We start from the raw sequence: 18,843 nt of genomic DNA, 5'->3' as shown, positions 1-18,843 counted from the left end.
GGAAAAAGAGATGAGTTTAGCAGACCAAATCGATCAATTTCTTGGAACAGTGATGCAATTTGCTGAAAATAAACACGAGATATTGTTGGGAGAATGCGAGAGCCAATACAAATTAACTAGCACCCAAGAACATATTTTGATGCTTTTGTCAGCAGAGGTTTCAACAAATGCACGAATTGCTGAAAAGCTCAGAATTTCGCCAGCAGCGGTGACCAAAGCCTTGAAGAAGTTGCAAGAGCAAGACTTGATTCAATCAAGTCGAGCGCCCAAGGATGAACGCGTCATCCTGTGGAGTTTGACTGAACTGGCACTCCCTGTCGCTAATGAGCACGCCGCGCATCACAAAAAAACGCTGGCAGCCTACCAAGAATTAGGAAATAAATTTACGGAAGAGGAACAAGAAGTCATTGTGCGCTTCTTGTCAAAATTATCGGAGGAGTTTCAATGAAAAAAACGTTAGCCCTACTTGTAATCCCAGCCCTTTTGGTGCTCGGTGGCTGCCAAAAATCAGCTAGTAAACCTGAGGTAGTTACCACTTTTGAGCCAATTTATGAATTCACAAAAGCAGTTGTTGGCGATAAAATTGAAGTAGAGAATATCGTACCATCTAATCAGGAAGTCCATGAATTTGAGCCAAGTGCGAAACAAGTCGCAACAATGACCAATTCATCAGCCCTAATTTATAACTCAGATAATTTGGAACATTGGGTTTCAAAAATCAAAAATAAAGGGGTTAAAATTGAGGCGAGTCAAGATGTTGACAAAATTAAAGGGGATCCACACACTTGGGTTAGTCCAAAACAAGCGATTGTTGAAGTGAACACAATTACTGAACAATTGAGCAAAAAATTTCCGAAATATAAAACAACTTTCAACAAAAATGCGGTTGCTTACACGGCAAAATTAAAAAAATTAGATGCTGAATTTGACACATTGAAAATGGCAAATCAAAAAACCTTTATTACACAGCACGAGGCATTTTCGTATTTAGCTCGTGACTATGGACTCAATCAAATTGCGATTGCTGGAATTGATCCAGAGGTGGAACCTTCTGCGGCAACACTTACGAAATTGAAATCTGAAATGGAAAAATCTGGTTTGACAGTTGTTTATTCAGAAGAAAACGCAACGAGCAAATTAGCAGAAACCTTAGCAAAATCAACAGGGGCTAAAGTGATGCAAATCAATACAGTTGAAGGGTTGACCAATCAACAGAAAAAAGATGGAGCCAGTTACCTGACTTTGATGGAAGAAAATTTGACTGCTTTAAGAAAAACAATCAAGTAGTTTAAGGATAGGTTAAGACGATAGGCTTATAATTAAGTCCTTCCTAAAAATCTTTTCATAAAACTCCTTGAAACTCTCGTTCATTATGAACGGGAGTTTCGCTTTTCCTTCTGAGAAAACCAAGAAAAAATACTGACGTACTTGCTCAAAGCGAGAAAAAATGCTGACGAAATTTCCGTCAGTAAAAAAGACATTAGAAAAAATTTCGTCAGTAAATTAAGACATAAAAAAGAGAAAAAATGAGATATATCGACGTTGAAAACCTGACTTTCTATTATGATCGGGAGCCAGTATTAGAAGAAATCAGCTATCATGTGGATTCGGGGGAATTTGTGACCCTGACGGGCGAAAATGGTGCAGCAAAATCGACACTGATCAAAACGACATTGGGAATTTTACACCCTAAAAAAGGTAAAGTGGTGATTTCATCAAAAAATAATCGTGGAAAAAAACTCAGAATTGCTTATCTTCCCCAGCAAGTGGCGAGTTTCAACGCTGGTTTTCCAAGCTCTGTTCATGAGTTTGTTATGAGCGGACGTTATCCACGAAGTGGTTGGTTCAAAAAAATGGGCGCTCATGACATTGAACACGTTCAAACCGCTCTTGAGGCAGTTGGAATGTGGGACTATCGGAATAAAAGAATTGGAGAACTTTCGGGCGGACAAAAGCAAAGAGTCGCCATCGCTAGAATGTTTGCCAGTGACCCCGATTTATTTATCCTTGATGAGCCAACCACTGGAATGGATGATATTTCCAGTAGTGATTTTTACGAACTGATGCACCATGCCGCTCATACTCATGGTAAAGCGGTTCTTATGGTGACGCATGATCCTGAAGAAGTCAAAGATTTTGCTGACCGTAATATTCATCTGCTTAAAGATAGAAATGGGAAATTTGCTTGTTTTGATTTGCACAGTGAACGAGAAAATTTAGAAATATCTGAACCAACTGAGCAAGAAAACGATGAAAAAACGAGTGAGGAGAATGCTTATGTTTGAGTTATTGCAGTATGATTTTATGCGTAATGCGCTTCTCGCAGCCACGGCGATTTCTATTTTTTCTCCGCTCTTGGGTGTCTTTCTTGTTTTACGCCGTCAAAGTTTGATGTCAGATACTTTATCCCACGTGTCCCTAGCGGGGGTTGCCTTCGGCGTTCTCTTGGGTTGGAGTCCCACATTGACAACTTTAATCATAGTAGCCCTTGCGGCCATTTTTCTGGAGTATCTCAGAAGGCTTTATCGCAACTATATGGAAATTGCAACGGCTATTTTGATGTCTGCGGGTCTGGCGGTTGCCTTGTTGATTCTTAACACTTCCAAAGGTGCAACGACTGTGAGTTTGGAACAATATTTATTTGGCTCGATTATCACGATTTCGCTGACCCAAGTCATCATGCTATTTATTTTGGCTGCATTTGTTTTGCTTGGTTTTATTTTCTTCTTGCGCCCGCTTTACGTGATGACTTTTGATGAAGATACCGCTCATGTTGATGGTTTACCTGTTCGATGGATTTCTATTGCCTTCAATGTTGTCACAGGGATTGCCATTGCTTTGATGATTCCTGCGGCCGGAGCCTTGTTGGTATCGGCAATTATGGTGCTGCCTGCTTCTATCGCGATGCGTTTAGGAAAATCTTTTAAATCTGTCTTGATTATTTCAGTATTTGTGAGTTTTATTGGCTTAAATACGGGCTTGATTGCTTCTTATTATATGAATGCACCAGCTTCAGCAGCGATTACACTGATTTTTATTGTTCTATTTTTATTGACCAGCAGTGTGAAAAGTCTTGCTCGGCGCTGACTCTTGTGAAAATGTAATCTAAAAATGATAAAATAAAAAGGAAATAGTTTTCTATTTCCTTTTTATTTTATCGCTTGAATAATTTGTTCAAAATGAGGACTTGGTGCTGAAACTTCTATTTTTTCGCTGGTGAACGGCTCGCGCAATAGGATTTTATAGGCATGGAGCATCATGCGCTGTTTATTGGCTTTACCGTACAACATATCCCCGACAATCGGATAACCATTAGCAGATAAATGAACACGAATTTGGTGGGTACGTCCAGTCTCTAGGCGGCATTTGACCAAACTTGTCGTCGAAAATTGTTTAATAAGCTCAACGTGAGTTATTGCTGAAAGTCCAGTTGGAGTAACTAAATATTTTCGTTTGTCATGGCGATTACGGCCGATGGCTTGCTTAATGGTGAAGTGGTCTTTTTTAACTTTTCCGTCAACCAAAGCCAAGTACTCACGGTGAATTTCATTTTGCTCAAACATCTTTCCCAAAATAGGTAAGACAAATTGATTTTTAGCAAATAAAACGGCACCTGACGTTGCTTCGTCTAGTCGATGAACGACGAAAACAGGCTGTTTGAGAGCGGCAGCGACGTGATTTTGTAGGGCGATTTCGCCAGGAGAATTACCGTGAGTTTTCATTCCTTCTGGCTTGTTGGCAATGACGAGATGCTCATCTTCGTAGAGAATGTCGGCAAGTTGAGCTTGACCAAACTGAACGTTCAAAGGTGAAAAATCGTCAGCATCAAAAATGAGTGTAATTTTATCGCCATGAACCAGCAGTTGCTCATCAGTAGCGAGCGTGTTATTCACCAAAATGTGTTTTTTCATCCGCAAAAAATGACGCTGTTTTCGGGGGATGAGCCATGTTTTTTCGAGGAGATGCGAAACGCTTTGTTCTGTAAAATTTTCTGGTAAAATGAAGTTAAATTCCATATTTACATTGTAACACAATAGGATTTTTGATAAAATAGGCAGAACTGAGTATAGAAAAATCACAAAACTTACAAGTTTGTAAGTTAAAAGGTACGAGCTTTGTTGTAAAATAAGCTGTTGCTACCTTCATCAGTCTAAAAAATAAAAATTTGAGGGAAAAACATATGTCTGAAAATCAAAATTTCAGTCGGCGTAATAAAAAGGGTACGGAGAAAAAAAGTCTAAAAATCCCCAAATTGCGTCCGAAAAAAGAAAAAACAACGGAAGAAGAAGTTGAAAAACAGGCCACAACTCGCTTTGCTAAGATAATGCGACCAATTAAGCGTTTCTGGAAACGGTATAATTTGACAAAAATCACAATCATCGTGGTTTTGCTCACAATTGTGGCGACGGGTTCTTACTTATTTTACTTGGCAAAAACGGCAAATGTTAAGGTTTTACAAAGTTCCATAAGTGCTCAAACAACGATTTATGACAAAGATGGCGATGTTGCGGGAAATCTTTATGGACAAAAAGGAACGCCGGTGAAGATTGACCAAGTGTCCACGAATATCAAAAATGCAGTAGTCGCCACAGAAGATCGAACTTTTTATACGAATCATGGCGTAAATTTAAAACGATTCACTTTAGCGATTGTGACCTTGGGACGTTTCGGAGGTGGCTCAACTATTACGCAGCAGTTGGCTAAAAATGCTTACTTGACGCAGGAACAAACGATTGACCGTAAGGCGCGTGAATTTTTCTTGGCGCTTGAAATCAATAAGCATTACAGTAAAGATGAGATTTTGGATATGTATCTGAATAATTCTTATTTTGGTAATGGCGTTTGGGGGATTCAAGATGCTGCGCTCAAATATTTCGGAGTGCCAGCGAGCGATGTAACTGTTGATGAAGCGGCGAGCCTTGCTGGGATGCTCAAAGGCCCTGAAATTTATAATCCGCTATATGAAAAAGGCAAATATGCGACAGATCGTCGAAATACTGTTTTGGAAAATATGGTCAATGCAGGCTATCTTAAACAAGACGAGGCTGATAATTACATGAAAGTCGACTTGCAAGCGAAGCTCAACGATAATTATCAGTCAGAATCCATGTCTTATAAATATCCAAGCTATTATAATGCCGTGATTTCGGAAGCAGAGAGCAAGTATGGTTTGAGTTTGCAAGAAATCATGAACAATGGCTATAAGATTTACACAGGAATGGATCAAAATATGCAGGCAGGTCTGCAAAAAACTTATGATGACCCTAATTTCTTCCCTCAAGCGGCTGACGGTACTTACGCGCAGTCCGCTTCGGTTGCAATTGATCCTAAAACAGGCGCTGTTTCTGCCTTGGTCGGAAATGTGGATACGCAAGGGTCAAATAGCTTTACAGATTTCAACTATGCGACCATGTCCAAACGTTCTCCTGGGTCGGTCATCAAACCTTTGATTGTCTATGCTCCAGCGATTGAGGCTGGCTGGGCAATTGATAAGCTGGTTGATGATTCGCCAGCGGATTATAATGGGTGGAAACCGACAGACTTTGATAATCAGTGGCGAGGTGAAATTCCAATGTATAATGCCTTGGCAAATTCTTATAATATTCCAGCCATTAACACTTATCAAACGATTGGACCAAAAGTTGGGAATGCTTTGGGCCGTGAATTTGGCCTGAAGTTAACAAGCAAAAATGATGTTCTGCCCACAGCACTTGGTGCGGGGGTTGAGACGAATCCGTGGCAGATTGCCCAAGCCTATCAAGCTTTTGCAAATAATGGAACGATGTATAGTGCTCATCTCATTAGTAAGATTGAGAATGCCAAAGGTCAAGTGATTAAGCGAGCAAAAGTGACTAAAAAACAAGTCATCAGTAAAGAAACAGCTCAAAAAATGACACAAATGATGCTTGGGACTTATAGCAATGGTTCGGCTTGGAAAGCTGCGCCAGATACTTACACCTTAGCTGGGAAAACGGGAACCAATGAGGATCAAGACCAATGGGTCGTGGGTTATACACCTGATCTTGTGATGGCGCTTTGGGTCGGTTATGCTGATGGCAAAAATACATTGACAGGTTCTTCTGAGGGGCAAACATCAGTGATTTTCCGTCAGGAAGCCAGTTATATGTTGCCTTACACGAAAGGGACATCTTTCACAGAGAAGAATCCTTATGAAGAAGCAGGAATTGCTGCTTTGCAACCTTATTGGACGCAACAGCGACAATTTCAAGATAATATTGTTGCTCAAGAACAAGCACAAGCCAATACGACTGGAAATACGCCGCAAAGTAGTAGCAGTACGGAATCCTCTTCTTCAGATAATGAGGGCGGTTTTGATTTAGGAAAAACGGTGAAAAATGTGGGGGATGCAGCGAAAAAACTTTGGGATAAATTGACCCACGTTTTTGGTAACTAGTTCCCAAAAAAGTTATTGATTTATGGTAGAATTAAGAAAGAGACGCAGAGAAATTACTGACGGATTTAAAAAGTGATTTTCGTCAGTAAAAAGGGAGCGTACAAAAGAGATTTGAGGAAAAATGAAGCGATACATCACAGGATTTAATGGTTTACGGACAATTGGTGTACTAACAGTTATTCTTTATCACCTCTGGCCAAAGGTCATTCAGGGTGGTTTTCTTGGTGTCGTTTTGTTCTTCGTGCTTTCGGGTTATTTGGTGACGGATTCGCTCTTGCGAGAGTACGAAAAAACAAAGCGCATCAATATTTTGGGATTTTGGGGGCGGCGGCTTAAAAGGTTGTACCCGTTGATGATTGTTGTTTTCTTGGTGGTCACCCCCTATATTTTGTTCTTTCAGCCGAACTTGTGGCAAGGTTTGCGTTCGGAATTTATGTCGGCGGTACTGTCGGTGCAAAACTGGTGGCAGATTTCGCAGGGAAGTTCTTATTTTGCCAATATTGCGGGGGCTTCGCCCTTTAAACACATCTATTATTTGTCAATTGAGGGACAGTTCTTTCTCGTTTGGCCAATTCTGCTCTTGTTTTTGATCAAGTTTTTACGTAAGCGTCAGCTGATTTTTGCCTTGACGATGGTGATTATGTTTGCTTCGGCCATTTGGATGGCAATTCTCTTTGTTCCGGGTGCGGATCCAACGCGAGTTTACTATGGGACAGATACGCGTTTGTTCAGTTTGATGATGGGGGCAAGTTTGGCCTTGATTTGGCCTTTGAATAAATTGCCCAAAAAAGTCAAACCTGATGAGGTCAAAAAAGGAACACAGGCGACGGTTTTTGTTTCATTGTTGCTTCTTGTCGCTTATATTTTTATGCCCGCACAAAGTGCGATCACTTATTATGGCGGACTTTGGTTAGTGAGCTTGTTGAGTTTGATTCTGGTGGCTTTAGTTGCTCATCCAGCACTAACTGCTAATAAATTTTTCAGTAATCGCTTGTTTGACTACATTGGGTCGCGTTCATATGGTATCTATCTGTGGCAACTGCCTGTTTTTGCACTGGCTGAGGCCAAGGTGCTTGAGCCGACGGCTTGGTATAATTTGATTTGGCAATTGGCTCTGATTTTGATTTTGACCGAATTGTCTTATCGTTTCATTGAACAACCTGCGCAAAAATTTGATTACAGCAATATTTTGGAGATTATCCAAACTTTCATTCGTCAAAAAGGCTGGAAATTAACCAAAAATATTTTGCCAATGGCCTTGAGCGCAGTGATTGTTGTGATTTTAGGCTTCATTATCTTCTCGCCTGATTCGCCACATGATCAACAAGTGATTGAAAAAAGAATTATGGCGCAACAAGCTGCTTTGCAAAAGAAACAACTGCAAGAGGCCAATAACAAAGTGCCAGTTTCTTTAAAAACAGTGGCTTCCAAATATAAAATTCAACCAGTAGTGGCTGAAAAAGCAAGTAAGATGAAAGTGTTGGCGCTTGGGGATTCAGTGATGGTCGCAGGTTCAACGAATCTTCAAGAAGTTTTTCCGCAAATGTTTATTGATGCGGCTGTTGGACGACAAGCTGACGCGGTCACAACCGAATTGAATAATTTGAAAGCGAAAGTTCCGAATCCAGATGCTTTCTTGATTGGCTTGGGAACGAATGGAACCATTAAGCCAGAAAATGTGGACGCAGTGATGGATGCCGCAGACACGAAGCCGGTTTATTGGCTGAATGTTCACGCAGATCGTGTTTGGGAAAAACCCAATAATGCTCTGCTTAAAAAGATGGCTAAAAAATACAAAAATTTAAAGATTATCGACTGGAATAAAGCCGCGACAGGTCACAAGGCCTGGTTTTACAGTGACAGCATTCACCCTAAGGGTGAGGGGGCGATAGAATATGCAGCCCTGATTGCAAAGCATCTCGCTGCTGTTACAGAGTAGTTGCGTTTCACGATAAAATTTGATAGAATAAGAGATAATATGTTAAAAAAAGCAGGATTAGCGTGTACCATTTGTGGTTCACGAAATTACACACTTAACCTTTCGTCAGTAGCGAAAGAAAAACGCGTTGAAGTCAAAAAGTTTTGCCGGACTTGTGGCAAACACACTTTGCACAAAGAAACGCGTTAATGATAAAGGGCAATTTTGCATCAGTGATTGTCGAATTTACTGACGGATTTGTCGGTAAAACTTTTAAAAAAAGAAATGGAATCTGTCAGTAAAAAAGTTGACAGGGTAGGAAAGTGCTATGTTTAAATTTATTGGTAGTATCATTACGGAAATGAAATTGACCACTTGGCCAACAGGAAAACAATCAATTCGTGACTTTTTCATGGTAATTGAATATACAATCTTTTTCTTGATTTTCTTGATGATTTTCGACTGGATTACGCAAAACGGAATTACTTTCAGTGTGCAACATTTGCTTCCTTTGCTCAAATAAAACACTGACGAAATTTTCGTCAGTAAAAAAGACAGTTTCTGTATCAATTTTTTTGATGAGGAGCTGTTTTTAATTTTAAAAAAAGAAAATGAGGTTGATTATGGAACTTTTTTTGGCGATTTGTATCGTGTTGATTGCGCTGGAGCATCTCTTTATCGGGCTGTTGGAAATGTTTGGTAAAAAGGAAAGCCAAGCGAAAGCTTTTGGTTTTCCAGGCGCAGAATTAGAGAATCAACATTTGCGGTTGGCGCTGTCAAATCAGGGCATTTACAATCTGGCTTTTGGCTTGGTGATGATTGGACTTTTGGTAAATCATGCGGGCTTTATCGTTTGGGCGTATTTACTGGGCTTTGTGGTGTGCGTGGGCCTTTATGGCGGCGCAACGGTGTCGAAAAAAATATGGCTGATTCAAGCAATGCCTGCGGCGATTGTGCTGGTACTTTTGATTTTGACCCGATGATTTTTTAGCATTTTCACTAAAAAAATGCTTTCAATTCGTAAGAAATGTGATATAATAGGGGATAAGATGAGGGCGTGGCCCTTTTTCTTGTACCAAATTTACTGACGAAAGTTTGAAAATAAATCCGTCAGCAAATTCTCTGATAAAAAATGAATTTTAAAAAATAAAAAAATAGAAAAATTGAGGTGCAACAAAATGGCAGAAGAAAATTTGGTAAGTTTTGACCAAGGTTGGTTCGTTATCCAAACTTACTCAGGCTACGAACGTAAAGTAAAAGAAGATTTGCTTGATCGTGCTGAACTTTACAACATGGCAGACAAGATTTTGCGCGTGGAAATTCCCACAGAAACCATCCGTACAGAAGTTAACGGCAAGATGAAAGATGTTGAAGAAAATCTCTTTCCAGGTTATGTGTTAGTTGAAATGAACATGACTGATGAGGCGTGGTTTATCGTCCGTAATACGCCAAACGTTACTGGATTCGTGGGCTCACACGGTAACCGTTCAAAACCAACTCCACTTTTCGAACAAGAAATTCAAGATATTTTGGTTGGCATGGGCAAAGTTGTTCGTGAAATTGACTTTGAAGTTTTCGTTGGCAAACGCGTGCGTATTGTGGACGGCGCCTTCTCTGGCTTTGAAGCTCCAATTACAGAAATTCACGGTGATAAATTGACCTTGACTGTTGATATGTTTGGTCGTGCAACACCAGTTGAGTTGGATATGCACCAAATCGAAGAAATCAAAGCATAAGACCCAACTAAAACCACGAGCAATCGTGGTTTTTTTGACAAATTCACCAAAAGTTCAGAGAAAATGCTGACGAAAGTTCAAAAATAATGACGTCAGCAAATTCTCTTTGCGAGTTTACAGAATATTTGGTATAATTATAAAAAATATAACAGAGGACAAAACTATGGCCATTTTCTACCAATCAACACGAGATAAATCAAATCAAAAAACAGCATCTCAAGCAATTTTGCAGGGACTTGCCGAAGATGGCGGGCTTTTTGTCCCAGTTGACTTCCCTAAACTGGCCCTTGATTTTGAGCAACTCAAAAATGCGACCTATCAAGAAATTGCTGAATTAGTCTTGCAAACCTTTTTTGACGATTTTTCTAAGGCGGAAATTCATGACATGGTCAAAGCAGCCTATGGTGACAACTTTGACGACCCAGAAATTGCCCCAGTCAAACAAGTTGGTCAGCATTACCTACTCGAGCTTTTTCATGGCGAAACGATCGCTTTTAAAGACATGGCCTTGTCTATCTTGCCTTATTTAATGACGCAAGCTGCCAAGAAAAATGGCGTTACCAATGAAATTGTCATCTTGACAGCCACATCAGGAGATACAGGAAAAGCAGCAATGGCAGGCTTTGCCGACGTTGAACAGACCAAAATCATCGTTTTCTATCCCAAAAATGGTGTCAGCCCCATTCAAGAGCGTCAAATGGTGACCCAACAAGGCGATAATGTCCATGTTGTTGCCATTGACGGCAACTTTGACCAAGCGCAAACAGCAGTAAAAGCCATGTTTAATGAAGCTGATTTACGAGATAAAATGGCTAAAAATGGCAAACAATTTTCGTCAGCAAATTCGATGAATATTGGTAGATTGATTCCGCAGGTCGCCTACTACATCTACGCTTACGCCCAATTGGTCAAGAAAAATCAGATTGAAAATGGTGAAAGTGTGAACTTTTCTGTCCCCACAGGAAACTTTGGCAATATTTTAGCAGCTTATTACGCCAAAAAATTAGGCCTGCCCATCCGCAAATTGATTTGTGCCTCAAACAAGAACAATGTGTTGACTGACTTTTTTAAAACAGGTCGCTATGACAAAAATCGTGAATTTTTTGTGACTAGCTCGCCTTCAATGGACATTCTCGTGTCTTCAAATCTTGAACGTTTAATCTTCGAACTCACTGACGAAAATGACCAAACCACAGGGCAATTACTGACGGCACTCTCAACTGAAGGTCAGTACCAATTAACTGAAAAAATGCTCGAAAAATTAACTGATTTCATCGCAGATTGGGCTGACGAATCAGAAATCTCCAAAGAAATCCAAGAAACTTTTAGCAAAAATCACTATGTCCTTGACCCACACACCGCAGTAGCAAGTTCTGTTTACCACAAGCTCGCTCCTGAAGGAAAAACAGTCGTGGTCAGCACAGCTAGCCCATACAAATTTCCCCAAGTCGTGTTGAACGCCTTGAGCAGCACTGCCGTAGCGTCAGACGATTTTGCAGCCGTTAAAGCCTTAGAAGAGCTCAGCGAAACACCTTTGCCACGAGCCGTCAAAAGTATCGAAAAAGCAGAAGTTTTGCATCAAACCACCGTTGAAGTCAGCCAAATGCAAAGCGAAGTTGAGCGCTACCTCGGACTGAAATGAAAAGCAATAAAGCAATAATCAAATTTGCTCTCCCAGCAATCATTGAGAATTTTCTACAGATGCTTGTTGGGATAAGCGACACCATGATTGTCGCTCATCTGAGCCTTTCTGCCGTGGCAGCTGTCTCTTTGGCCAACAACCTCATTACCGTTTACCAAGCGATTTTTATCGCTTTAGGCACGATTGTTTCTAGCCTTTTCGCTAAAAAACTGGCCACTAAAATGACACAAAAAATCGCTCAGCAACAGTTGATTGATGCTGCTGTTAAGCTGACCTTAATCATTGGCTTGCTCTTAGGCGCGTTTTCTGTTCTATTTGCACACCCAGTTTTGCGGATTTTTGGGGCAAGTGGGTCAGTACTCGAACTTTCTACCATTTATCTGAGTTTAGTGGGAGGCTTGATTTTTCTGCTCGGCTTGATGACGACTTTTGGCGCTTTTCTGCGAGCTTCTGGCAATACGAAAACACCCATGTGGGCCAGTCTTTTGGCAAATATTTTAAATTTGATTTTTTCGGCAACTCTGATTTTTGGATTTCATCTGGGCGTATTGGGAACAGCCCTAGGCGCTGTCCTTGCTCGTTTGATTGGCACAATCTTTCTCTACCAAAAATTAAAAGAAAAACGTCCGAGCCACCACTTTTACAGAGCAAAAATAAATTCCGAACTCATCAAATTAAGCCTACCAGCCGCGGCAGAACGCTTATCCATGCGACTTGGTGATTTACTCATCATGATGATTATTGTCAGGCTTGGCGAGCGTGTCTTTGCTGGAAATGCCATTGGTGAAAGCATTACGCAGTTTAATTATATGCCCGTCTTTGGTATGAATACGGTCACCGTTATCCTTGTGGCACAAGCTTTCGCCCAACCAGACCGCCAAAGTATCAAATCTTATGTCAAAAGGACTTACTGGCTATCAACAGCCATGATGGCGGTCATTGGATTTTCGATTTTGCTCGCCTCGAATGTCTTAAATGCACTTTTCACAGCTGACCCAGTTGCTATGCAGGCAAGTAGTGTAGTCCTTTTATTCTCGTTTTTGGGAACATTTTTTGTAACAGGTACAACTACCTATACCGCAGCTTTTCAAGGGATGGGTAACACCAACCTCCCCTTTTATGCCACGACCGTAGGAATGTTCGGCATACGATTGCTTCTTGGCGCAATCTTGGCACTCCCTCTAAAAATGGGTCTAGAAGGAGTTTGGTTGGCCGTTTTACTGGATAATTTTTTCCGTTTTATTTTTTTGAAAATAAAATTTGACAGACAACTAAAAATACTGTAAAAAATTACTGACGGAGCTGTCAGTAAAATTGAAAGAAGAATTTATGGAAAATGAGAGCTGGGGTAGTGTTTTTCGGCAAATTCGTCAGATGAAAAATTTATCACTGGCGCAGGTAGCAGGCACTGACAAAAATGCGTCGCGCTACATCATGTCAAAACAGCAGGTTTCGCGCTTCGAGCTGGGTCAATCCGACATTAGCCTGACCAAAATCGCTGATTTGCTGGACAATCTGGACGTGTCTTTTGAAGAATACCTCTACCACGTCCGCAATTATCAGCTACCCAGCGGCCGCGCCCTCTTTGAAAAGCTGGGTCAGCTCCAAGAAAAGAGCGATTTAGCCCAAATTGAGCAGATCTACCAGCAGCTGCAAGAGCGCTATGCCCAAAGTCAGAAGCCTTCCGACCTCTGGTCAGCCTTGGAATACAAGGCGCATCTGGCGCGCAAGTCCTACAAAGATTACGCGATTAGCCAAGCAGAGCTGCAAGACATCAGCGACCAACTCTTCAGCATTTTGGAATGGAGCCAAGTCGAGCTTTATCTTTTCGCCGAGCTGTACGACTTTCTGGCCGACAATCTGGTCTATGAATTTGCCATTGAGCTGGTCAAGCGCACCGAGTTTTACCGACAAATCCCAGAAAATAAGGCTTTGGTCGTTATCATCATTCGCGACTGCACGCATTTATTCATCGAAAAAGGGCAAGTGGAGCGTGCCCAGCAACTTTTGAAAAGCTACGAGCGCTTGATTGCTAGCCCCGTTGTCGATGTTTACAATCGCAAAGAATTTCTTTTTGTTAAGGCAAAATATTTGCGCTTGGTTGGCGAAGAAGAAGCCGCAGCGCAGATTTTCAAGGATTTGGCGACAGTCTATGAAAAACTAGATTATCCTGAAACAGCGCAATTTGTCAAATCTCAAATTAAAAAGCGTCACAAATAAGTGACGTTTTTTTGTTTAGAGATTTTCGGTGGTAAAGTAGAGCAATAACAACAAATCGGAGCAGGCTCATCATGAAACTCATCACAAAAAACACCACCTTTCGCTCACTTTTCCTCTGCAACATTTTCAACACGCTAGGCGGAAATCTCTTTACACTGGCCTTCCTAGTCTATACCTCAACTTTCCCAAACAGCCAGTTTTACCTGTCTTTATCGGCTTTTCTAATGGTGCTGCCGACACTTTTAAACGCTTTTTTGGGCAGTTTGGCGGATTGGACGAAGGACAAAAGACGGGCTTTATTTCTGACATCCTGGCTGCAAACGGTGCTCTTTGTGTTAGTGGCAATTCTGATTGAACAACGCACGCTGACCGTGTTTTTGGTCTGTGTCTTGATCAATCTGCTTGATGAGTTGCTGACTCTTTATAAAAGCGGCTTAGAGTTACCTATTTTACAGGCGCGACTGCAAGAAAATGAAATCCAGCCCGCTTTTGGACTTTTTCAAGGGAGCAATTCTTTGATTGAAATCGTCGGAAAACCTGTTGGGTTGGCTTTGCTTGGCCTTTTAAGCAATTCCTTTGCCAATCTTGCTTTGATTAACGCGGCTTTGTATTTTCTGTCTGGCTTGGTTTTGCTGGAAAGTCGTAAATTTTTGGCTATCCCAATTCTGCCGAAAAAATTTCATTTTTCAGTTAAAGAAGTGTTAGGTCAAATTGCACAAGTTTTCAAAAGTGAGCAAAATTCTGCTCTGGTTTTGATATTAAACGTACTGCTGATTAACTTCGCGCTCAATGGCATTTTGGCGCTGATTGAACTGGCTATGATAAAATTCAATCCTTTCGGGCATAATTATGGTTTTGCGATTACAGCCTTCAACCTCGCTTTTTCGTTTGGCGTTTTGCTGTCGTCGCTTTTGATGAAAGACTTTTTCCGCAAGAAAAGTTTGAGTTTTATGCTAAGCCTTCTGGGAATCATGCTGGCGATTTTTTCAGTCAGCTTGCTCAAATTTGGGTTACTGGCTCTGATCTTGCTTTTTGCGGCAGGCTACTGTTTTGCCAAAATCAATCCCAAATTAACCAGCCTAGTTTTTGAAAATGCCCCCAAAGAAGAACTGGCAGCCATTCGTGGTGGCATTTCCACCTTCTTTTCTAGTGCCAGCGCTCTGGGCGTGCTGACTTTCGTGGCTTTAGCAAATATAATTGGGGTAGAAAACACTTTTTATCTCATTGCTATGATTTCATTGATAACGCTCTTGCCAATTTTGTTTCTAAAAGTCAAAAAAATTTACTGACAGAGCTGTCAGCTGAACGCGATTGAAGTGAGTGTTCAAGTTGCGGATAAGAAAAATTACTGACGAACTTGTCAGTAATTTTTACATCTTATTTCTTCAGTAAGTCACGAATCTCACGTAAAGTTTCCAGTTCTTCATCGACTTTCTCCTCGACAACCTCTTCCTTTTTGGGAAAGAGTTTGTTGATAGACTTAATAAGAATGAAAATGACAAAAGCAGTAATAACAAAGTTAATGACATCATTCAAAAAAGCACCATAAGTAAATTTAGTTTTACCAATAGTCACAGAAAGATGTGCCAGTGCAGTGCTTTGTACAAACATTCCGATCAAGGGATTGATTAGATTATCCACTAAAGATTTGACCAGAGCAGTAAAAGCTGCACCAATAATTACCCCAACAGCCAAGTCTAAGACGTTCCCACGCAGAATAAAGCTCTTAAATTCTTTTAACATAAAACCTCCATAAAGTATTCTATAAAAATTATAGCAAAAACTCAAAGAATAACAAAGGAAGCTTTCTTATTAAAATGACATTAGCAATAAAATTTGGCTAGGAGTAAAAATAATGAAATTTTTTTCAAAAATTGCTTGACAAGGCGACATTCCTTTGATAGAATAGACAAGTGCTGTTAAAAACAGTATGTAGCGATGAAACGAGAGGTTGCGACACACCCGAAGGTATTGCCATACCTAACGTGTCGGTTTTCCCGTTGAGCTAGCCTATTGAATACAATAGACGAGAGGAGAAAAAATGGCAACTAAAAAAATTCGCATTCGCTTGAAAGCTTACGAACATCGTATCCTTGACGCAGCTGCTGAAAAAATCGTAGAAACTGCTAAACGTACAAACGCAGAAGTAAGTGGTCCAATTCCACTTCCAACTGACCGTAGCGTCTACACTGTTATCCGCGCGACTCACAAATACAAAGACTCACGCGAACAATTCGAAATGCGTACACACAAACGCTTGATCGACATCATCGAACCAACACAAAAAACTGTTGATTCATTGATGAAACTCGATTTGCCAAGTGGTGTAAACATCGAAATTAAACTCTAATTAAGAAAGGTAATTCTCATGTCAAAAGGAATCTTAGGGAAAAAAGTGGGAATGACTCAAATCTTCACTGAAAACGGCGAACTTATCCCCGTAACAGTGATCGAAGCGACTCCTAACACAGTTCTTCAAGTTAAAACTGTTGAAACAGACGGTTATGAAGCAACTCAAGTTGGTTTCGATACACTTCGTGAAGTTTTGACTAACAAACCTGCCAAAGGTCATGCTGCTAAAGCTAATACGACTCCTAAGCGCTTCGTTCGTGAATTCAAAGGACTCGAAGGCGCTGAAGTAGGAGCAGAAATTACTGTTGATACATTTGCAGCTGGAGATGTTGTTGATGTTACCGGAACTTCTAAAGGTAAAGGTTTCCAAGGCCCAATCAAACGTCATGGTCAATCACGTGGTCCTATGGCCCACGGTTCACGTTACCACCGTCGTCCTGGTTCAATGGGTCCTGTTGCAGCTAACAAAGTTCCAAAAGGTAAAAAACTTGCTGGACGTATGGGTAACAAACGCGTTACTGTACAAAACCTTGTTATTGCACAAGTACTTCCTGAAAAGAATGTTATCCTTGTAAAAGGTAACATCCCAGGAGCTAAGAAATCATTGATCGTTGTTAAATCAGCAATCAAAGCTAAATAAGAAGGAAAGGAGATAGAAATCTATAATGGCAAAAGTATCATTATTTAAACAAGATGGTTCACAAGCTGGTGAAGTTACACTTAACGACTCAGTATTTGGTATCGAACCAAACGAATCAGTCGTATTCGACGTTGTAATCTCACAACGCGCTAGCCTTCGCCAAGGTACACACGCACACAAAACTCGTGCAATGGTATCAGGTGGTGGTAAAAAACCATGGCGTCAAAAAGGTACAGGTCGTGCTCGTCAAGGTTCTACCCGCTCTCCACAATGGCGTGGTGGTGGTACTGTCTTCGGACCGAACCCACGTAGCTACGCTTACAAACTCCCACAAAAAGTTCGTCAATTGGCGCTTAAATCAGTTTACTCAACAAAAGTTGCTGATGGCAAATTGATCGCTGTTGACGCACTTGACTTTGCAGCTCCAAAAACTGCTGAATTTGCAAAAGTAATTTCAGCACTTTCAATCGAACGCAAAGTACTCGTGGTTCTTCCAAACGAAGGTAACGAATTCGCAGAACTTTCTGCACGTAACCTCGCAAACGTGAAAGTTACAACTGCTAACTCAGCATCTGTACTTGACATCGTTTCTGCTGACAAACTCCTTGTGGTTCAATCAGCATTGACACAAATTGAGGAGGTTCTTGCATAATGTCACTTTATGATATCATCCGTAAACCTATCATTACTGAAGCTTCTATGGCTGCAATGGATCAAAAGAAATACACTTTCGAAGTTGATTCACGTGCGCATAAACTTCTCATCAAACAAGCCGTTGAAGCTGTTTTTGGTGTAAAAGTTGCCTCAGTAAATACGATCAGCGTAAAACCAAAAACTAAACGTGTTGGTAAATACACTGGTACTAAATCAGGCTACAAAAAAGCTATCGTTACTTTGACTGAAGATTCAAAAGCTATTGAAATCTTCGGCGAAGACGCAGAATAATAGAGGAGGAAAATCGTGGGAATTAAAGTTTACAAACCTACCACAAACGGTCGTCGTAACATGACTGGTAGCGACTTTGCTGAAATCACTACAAGTACTCCTGAAAAGAGCTTGCTTGTAAGCATGAGCAAAACTGCTGGTCGTAACAACACTGGTCGTATCACAGTTCGTCATCACGGTGGCGGTCACAAACGTAAATACCGTTTGATCGACTTCAAACGTAATACTGACAATGTTGTTGCTAAAGTAGCTACAATCGAATACGATCCAAACCGTACAGCAAATATCGCTTTGATCGTTTACACTAACGGTGTTAAATCATACATCTTGGCTCCTAAAGGCCTTGAAGTTGGTATGACAGTTGTTTCAGGTGCTGATGCCGATATCAAAGTTGGTAACGCATTGCCACTTGCTAACATTCCAGTTGGTACATTGATCCACAACATCGAGTTGAAACCAGGAAAAGGCGGACAATTGGTTCGTGCTGCTGGAGCTTCAGCTCAAGTACTTGGTACTGAAGGTAAATACACACTTATCCGTCTTCAATCAGGCGAAGTTCGTATGATTCTTTCAACTTGCCGCGCTACTATTGGTGTTGTAGGTAACGAACAACAAAACCTTATCAACCTTGGTAAAGCAGGACGTACACGTCACATGGGTATCCGCCCAACAGTTCGTGGTTCTGTAATGAACCCTAACGATCACCCACACGGTGGTGGTGAAGGTCGCCAACCAGTTGGTCGCAAGTCACCAATGACTCCATGGGGCAAACCAGCTCTTGGTCTCAAGACTCGCAACAAGAAAGCAAAATCAAGCAAACTTATTGTACGTCGTATCAACGACGGAAAATAATTCGCTTATTTTCGCAAGAAGCCTTCTCGGCGTCTTGTTAAATTTGATAAAACTTATCAAATTTAATGAGATGTCGAAAGTGCATCTATAAATTCCGCCAACTCCGCCTTAGTAGCGGCAGTG

General features: G+C 40.9%; 21 protein-coding genes. 19 read left to right on the top strand and 2 right to left on the bottom strand.

Annotated elements, in window-relative coordinates; all coding sequences use genetic code 11:
- The first annotated feature begins 10 nt into the window (after positions 1 to 10).
- The 4 genes from EQJ87_RS07360 (at position 11) to EQJ87_RS07345 (ending at position 3,087) form a co-directional block, all read left to right on the top strand.
- Positions 11 to 448: a zinc-dependent MarR family transcriptional regulator gene (locus EQJ87_RS07360; RefSeq protein WP_130124005.1), complete on the top strand. Its 438-nt coding sequence runs from the start codon at positions 11 to 13 to the stop codon at positions 446 to 448.
- Entirely contained in the window at positions 445 to 1,287 is an 843-nt protein-coding gene (locus EQJ87_RS07355; RefSeq protein WP_130124004.1) for a metal ABC transporter solute-binding protein, Zn/Mn family, read from the top strand. The genes EQJ87_RS07360 and EQJ87_RS07355 overlap by 4 nt, the downstream gene beginning before the upstream one ends.
- Positions 1,288 to 1,526: 239 nt before the next feature.
- Entirely contained in the window at positions 1,527 to 2,285 is a 759-nt protein-coding gene (locus EQJ87_RS07350; RefSeq protein ID WP_130124003.1) for a metal ABC transporter ATP-binding protein, read from the top strand.
- Positions 2,278 to 3,087: a metal ABC transporter permease gene (locus EQJ87_RS07345; RefSeq protein ID WP_130124002.1), complete on the top strand. Its 810-nt coding sequence runs from the start codon at positions 2,278 to 2,280 to the stop codon at positions 3,085 to 3,087. Before EQJ87_RS07350 ends, EQJ87_RS07345 begins: the two co-directional genes overlap by 8 nt.
- 62 nt (positions 3,088 to 3,149) lie before the next feature.
- Here the strand turns inward: EQJ87_RS07345 and EQJ87_RS07340 are convergent, their stop codons facing one another.
- A complete protein-coding gene (locus EQJ87_RS07340) occupies positions 3,150 to 4,016 on the bottom strand; it encodes an RluA family pseudouridine synthase (protein ID WP_130124001.1) in 867 nt (288 codons plus the stop codon).
- 164 nt (positions 4,017 to 4,180) lie between these two features.
- Here EQJ87_RS07340 and EQJ87_RS07335 point away from each other — a divergent pair, with 164 nt between their 5' ends.
- The 10 genes from EQJ87_RS07335 (at position 4,181) to EQJ87_RS07290 (ending at position 15,220) form a co-directional block, all read left to right on the top strand.
- Positions 4,181 to 6,415 (top strand): PBP1A family penicillin-binding protein, encoded by a 2,235-nt coding sequence (locus EQJ87_RS07335; RefSeq protein WP_130124000.1) that lies wholly within the window; start codon positions 4,181 to 4,183, stop codon positions 6,413 to 6,415.
- A 121-nt stretch (positions 6,416 to 6,536) separates the two neighbouring features.
- Positions 6,537 to 8,354 (top strand): acyltransferase family protein, encoded by a 1,818-nt coding sequence (locus EQJ87_RS07330; RefSeq protein ID WP_130123999.1) that lies wholly within the window; start codon positions 6,537 to 6,539, stop codon positions 8,352 to 8,354.
- 39 nt (positions 8,355 to 8,393) lie between these two features.
- Entirely contained in the window at positions 8,394 to 8,543 is a 150-nt protein-coding gene (rpmG, locus tag EQJ87_RS07325) for a 50S ribosomal protein L33 (RefSeq protein WP_058213298.1), read from the top strand.
- 118 nt (positions 8,544 to 8,661) lie between these two features.
- Complete coding sequence (secE, locus tag EQJ87_RS07320; RefSeq protein ID WP_130123998.1) at positions 8,662 to 8,856, top strand: preprotein translocase subunit SecE; 195 nt, start codon at positions 8,662 to 8,664, stop codon at positions 8,854 to 8,856.
- Positions 8,857 to 8,956: 100 nt separating this feature from the next.
- Positions 8,957 to 9,316: a DUF1304 domain-containing protein gene (locus EQJ87_RS07315; protein ID WP_130123997.1), complete on the top strand. Its 360-nt coding sequence runs from the start codon at positions 8,957 to 8,959 to the stop codon at positions 9,314 to 9,316.
- 195 nt (positions 9,317 to 9,511) lie between these two features.
- Positions 9,512 to 10,069: a transcription termination/antitermination protein NusG gene (gene nusG / locus EQJ87_RS07310; RefSeq protein ID WP_130123996.1), complete on the top strand. Its 558-nt coding sequence runs from the start codon at positions 9,512 to 9,514 to the stop codon at positions 10,067 to 10,069.
- A gap of 163 nt (positions 10,070 to 10,232) precedes the next feature.
- A complete protein-coding gene (gene thrC / locus EQJ87_RS07305) occupies positions 10,233 to 11,711 on the top strand; it encodes a threonine synthase (protein WP_130123995.1) in 1,479 nt (492 codons plus the stop codon).
- A complete protein-coding gene (locus tag EQJ87_RS07300; protein WP_130123994.1) occupies positions 11,708 to 12,997 on the top strand; it encodes an MATE family efflux transporter in 1,290 nt (429 codons plus the stop codon). Before thrC ends, EQJ87_RS07300 begins: the two co-directional genes overlap by 4 nt.
- Before the next feature lie 43 nt (positions 12,998 to 13,040).
- The gene (locus tag EQJ87_RS07295; RefSeq protein ID WP_130124616.1) at positions 13,041 to 13,931 is read left to right on the top strand and encodes an Rgg/GadR/MutR family transcriptional regulator; all 891 of its coding nucleotides are present in this window, start codon (positions 13,041 to 13,043) and stop codon (positions 13,929 to 13,931) included.
- Between the two features lie 71 nt (positions 13,932 to 14,002).
- On the top strand, positions 14,003 to 15,220 hold the full coding sequence (locus EQJ87_RS07290) for an MFS transporter (protein WP_130123993.1): 1,218 nt from the start codon (positions 14,003 to 14,005) through the stop codon (positions 15,218 to 15,220).
- A gap of 88 nt (positions 15,221 to 15,308) precedes the next feature.
- Here EQJ87_RS07290 and mscL read toward each other — a convergent pair whose 3' ends face one another.
- Positions 15,309 to 15,674: a large-conductance mechanosensitive channel protein MscL gene (mscL, locus tag EQJ87_RS07285; protein WP_130123992.1), complete on the bottom strand. Its 366-nt coding sequence runs from the start codon at positions 15,672 to 15,674 to the stop codon at positions 15,309 to 15,311.
- Positions 15,675 to 15,972: 298 nt separating this feature from the next.
- On the opposite strand from mscL, the gene rpsJ reads away from it, so the two are divergent.
- From rpsJ to rplB, 5 genes are read left to right on the top strand one after another with little or no spacing between them, the layout of a single operon-like run.
- The gene (rpsJ, locus tag EQJ87_RS07280; protein WP_003129973.1) at positions 15,973 to 16,281 is read left to right on the top strand and encodes a 30S ribosomal protein S10; all 309 of its coding nucleotides are present in this window, start codon (positions 15,973 to 15,975) and stop codon (positions 16,279 to 16,281) included.
- Positions 16,282 to 16,299: 18 nt separating this feature from the next.
- Positions 16,300 to 16,923, top strand: a complete 624-nt coding sequence (rplC, locus tag EQJ87_RS07275; RefSeq protein ID WP_130123991.1) for a 50S ribosomal protein L3 — start codon at positions 16,300 to 16,302, stop codon at positions 16,921 to 16,923.
- A gap of 25 nt (positions 16,924 to 16,948) precedes the next feature.
- On the top strand, positions 16,949 to 17,575 hold the full coding sequence (gene rplD, locus EQJ87_RS07270; protein ID WP_130123990.1) for a 50S ribosomal protein L4: 627 nt from the start codon (positions 16,949 to 16,951) through the stop codon (positions 17,573 to 17,575).
- Complete coding sequence (locus EQJ87_RS07265; protein ID WP_130123989.1) at positions 17,575 to 17,868, top strand: 50S ribosomal protein L23; 294 nt, start codon at positions 17,575 to 17,577, stop codon at positions 17,866 to 17,868. Before rplD ends, EQJ87_RS07265 begins: the two co-directional genes overlap by 1 nt.
- A 15-nt stretch (positions 17,869 to 17,883) precedes the next feature.
- Positions 17,884 to 18,720, top strand: coding sequence for a 50S ribosomal protein L2 (gene rplB, locus EQJ87_RS07260; RefSeq protein WP_130123988.1), 837 nt, complete (start codon positions 17,884 to 17,886; stop codon positions 18,718 to 18,720).
- The last annotated feature ends 123 nt before the right edge of the window (positions 18,721 to 18,843 follow it).

Source organism: Lactococcus sp. S-13 (assembly GCF_004210295.1).
Lineage (GTDB): Bacteria > Bacillota > Bacilli > Lactobacillales > Streptococcaceae > Lactococcus.
The sequence above is the reverse complement of the archived record's forward strand: the minus strand, read 5'-3'. Positions and strand labels throughout refer to the sequence as shown.

Coding starts and splice junctions, on each gene's coding strand:
- EQJ87_RS07300 (WP_130123994.1), top strand. CDS start 11,708: ATGAAAAGCAATAAAGCAATAATCAAATTTGCTCTCCCAGCAATCATT.
- EQJ87_RS07360 (WP_130124005.1), top strand. CDS start 11: ATGAGTTTAGCAGACCAAATCGATCAATTTCTTGGAACAGTGATGCAA.
- secE (WP_130123998.1), top strand. CDS start 8,662: ATGTTTAAATTTATTGGTAGTATCATTACGGAAATGAAATTGACCACT.
- mscL (WP_130123992.1), bottom strand. CDS start 15,674: ATGTTAAAAGAATTTAAGAGCTTTATTCTGCGTGGGAACGTCTTAGAC.
- nusG (WP_130123996.1), top strand. CDS start 9,512: ATGGCAGAAGAAAATTTGGTAAGTTTTGACCAAGGTTGGTTCGTTATC.
- EQJ87_RS07330 (WP_130123999.1), top strand. CDS start 6,537: ATGAAGCGATACATCACAGGATTTAATGGTTTACGGACAATTGGTGTA.
- rplD (WP_130123990.1), top strand. CDS start 16,949: ATGGCAAAAGTATCATTATTTAAACAAGATGGTTCACAAGCTGGTGAA.
- EQJ87_RS07345 (WP_130124002.1), top strand. CDS start 2,278: ATGTTTGAGTTATTGCAGTATGATTTTATGCGTAATGCGCTTCTCGCA.
- EQJ87_RS07290 (WP_130123993.1), top strand. CDS start 14,003: ATGAAACTCATCACAAAAAACACCACCTTTCGCTCACTTTTCCTCTGC.
- EQJ87_RS07265 (WP_130123989.1), top strand. CDS start 17,575: ATGTCACTTTATGATATCATCCGTAAACCTATCATTACTGAAGCTTCT.
- EQJ87_RS07350 (WP_130124003.1), top strand. CDS start 1,527: ATGAGATATATCGACGTTGAAAACCTGACTTTCTATTATGATCGGGAG.
- rplC (WP_130123991.1), top strand. CDS start 16,300: ATGTCAAAAGGAATCTTAGGGAAAAAAGTGGGAATGACTCAAATCTTC.
- rpsJ (WP_003129973.1), top strand. CDS start 15,973: ATGGCAACTAAAAAAATTCGCATTCGCTTGAAAGCTTACGAACATCGT.
- EQJ87_RS07295 (WP_130124616.1), top strand. CDS start 13,041: ATGGAAAATGAGAGCTGGGGTAGTGTTTTTCGGCAAATTCGTCAGATG.
- thrC (WP_130123995.1), top strand. CDS start 10,233: ATGGCCATTTTCTACCAATCAACACGAGATAAATCAAATCAAAAAACA.
- EQJ87_RS07340 (WP_130124001.1), bottom strand. CDS start 4,016: ATGGAATTTAACTTCATTTTACCAGAAAATTTTACAGAACAAAGCGTT.
- EQJ87_RS07335 (WP_130124000.1), top strand. CDS start 4,181: ATGTCTGAAAATCAAAATTTCAGTCGGCGTAATAAAAAGGGTACGGAG.
- EQJ87_RS07355 (WP_130124004.1), top strand. CDS start 445: ATGAAAAAAACGTTAGCCCTACTTGTAATCCCAGCCCTTTTGGTGCTC.
- rpmG (WP_058213298.1), top strand. CDS start 8,394: ATGTTAAAAAAAGCAGGATTAGCGTGTACCATTTGTGGTTCACGAAAT.
- EQJ87_RS07315 (WP_130123997.1), top strand. CDS start 8,957: ATGGAACTTTTTTTGGCGATTTGTATCGTGTTGATTGCGCTGGAGCAT.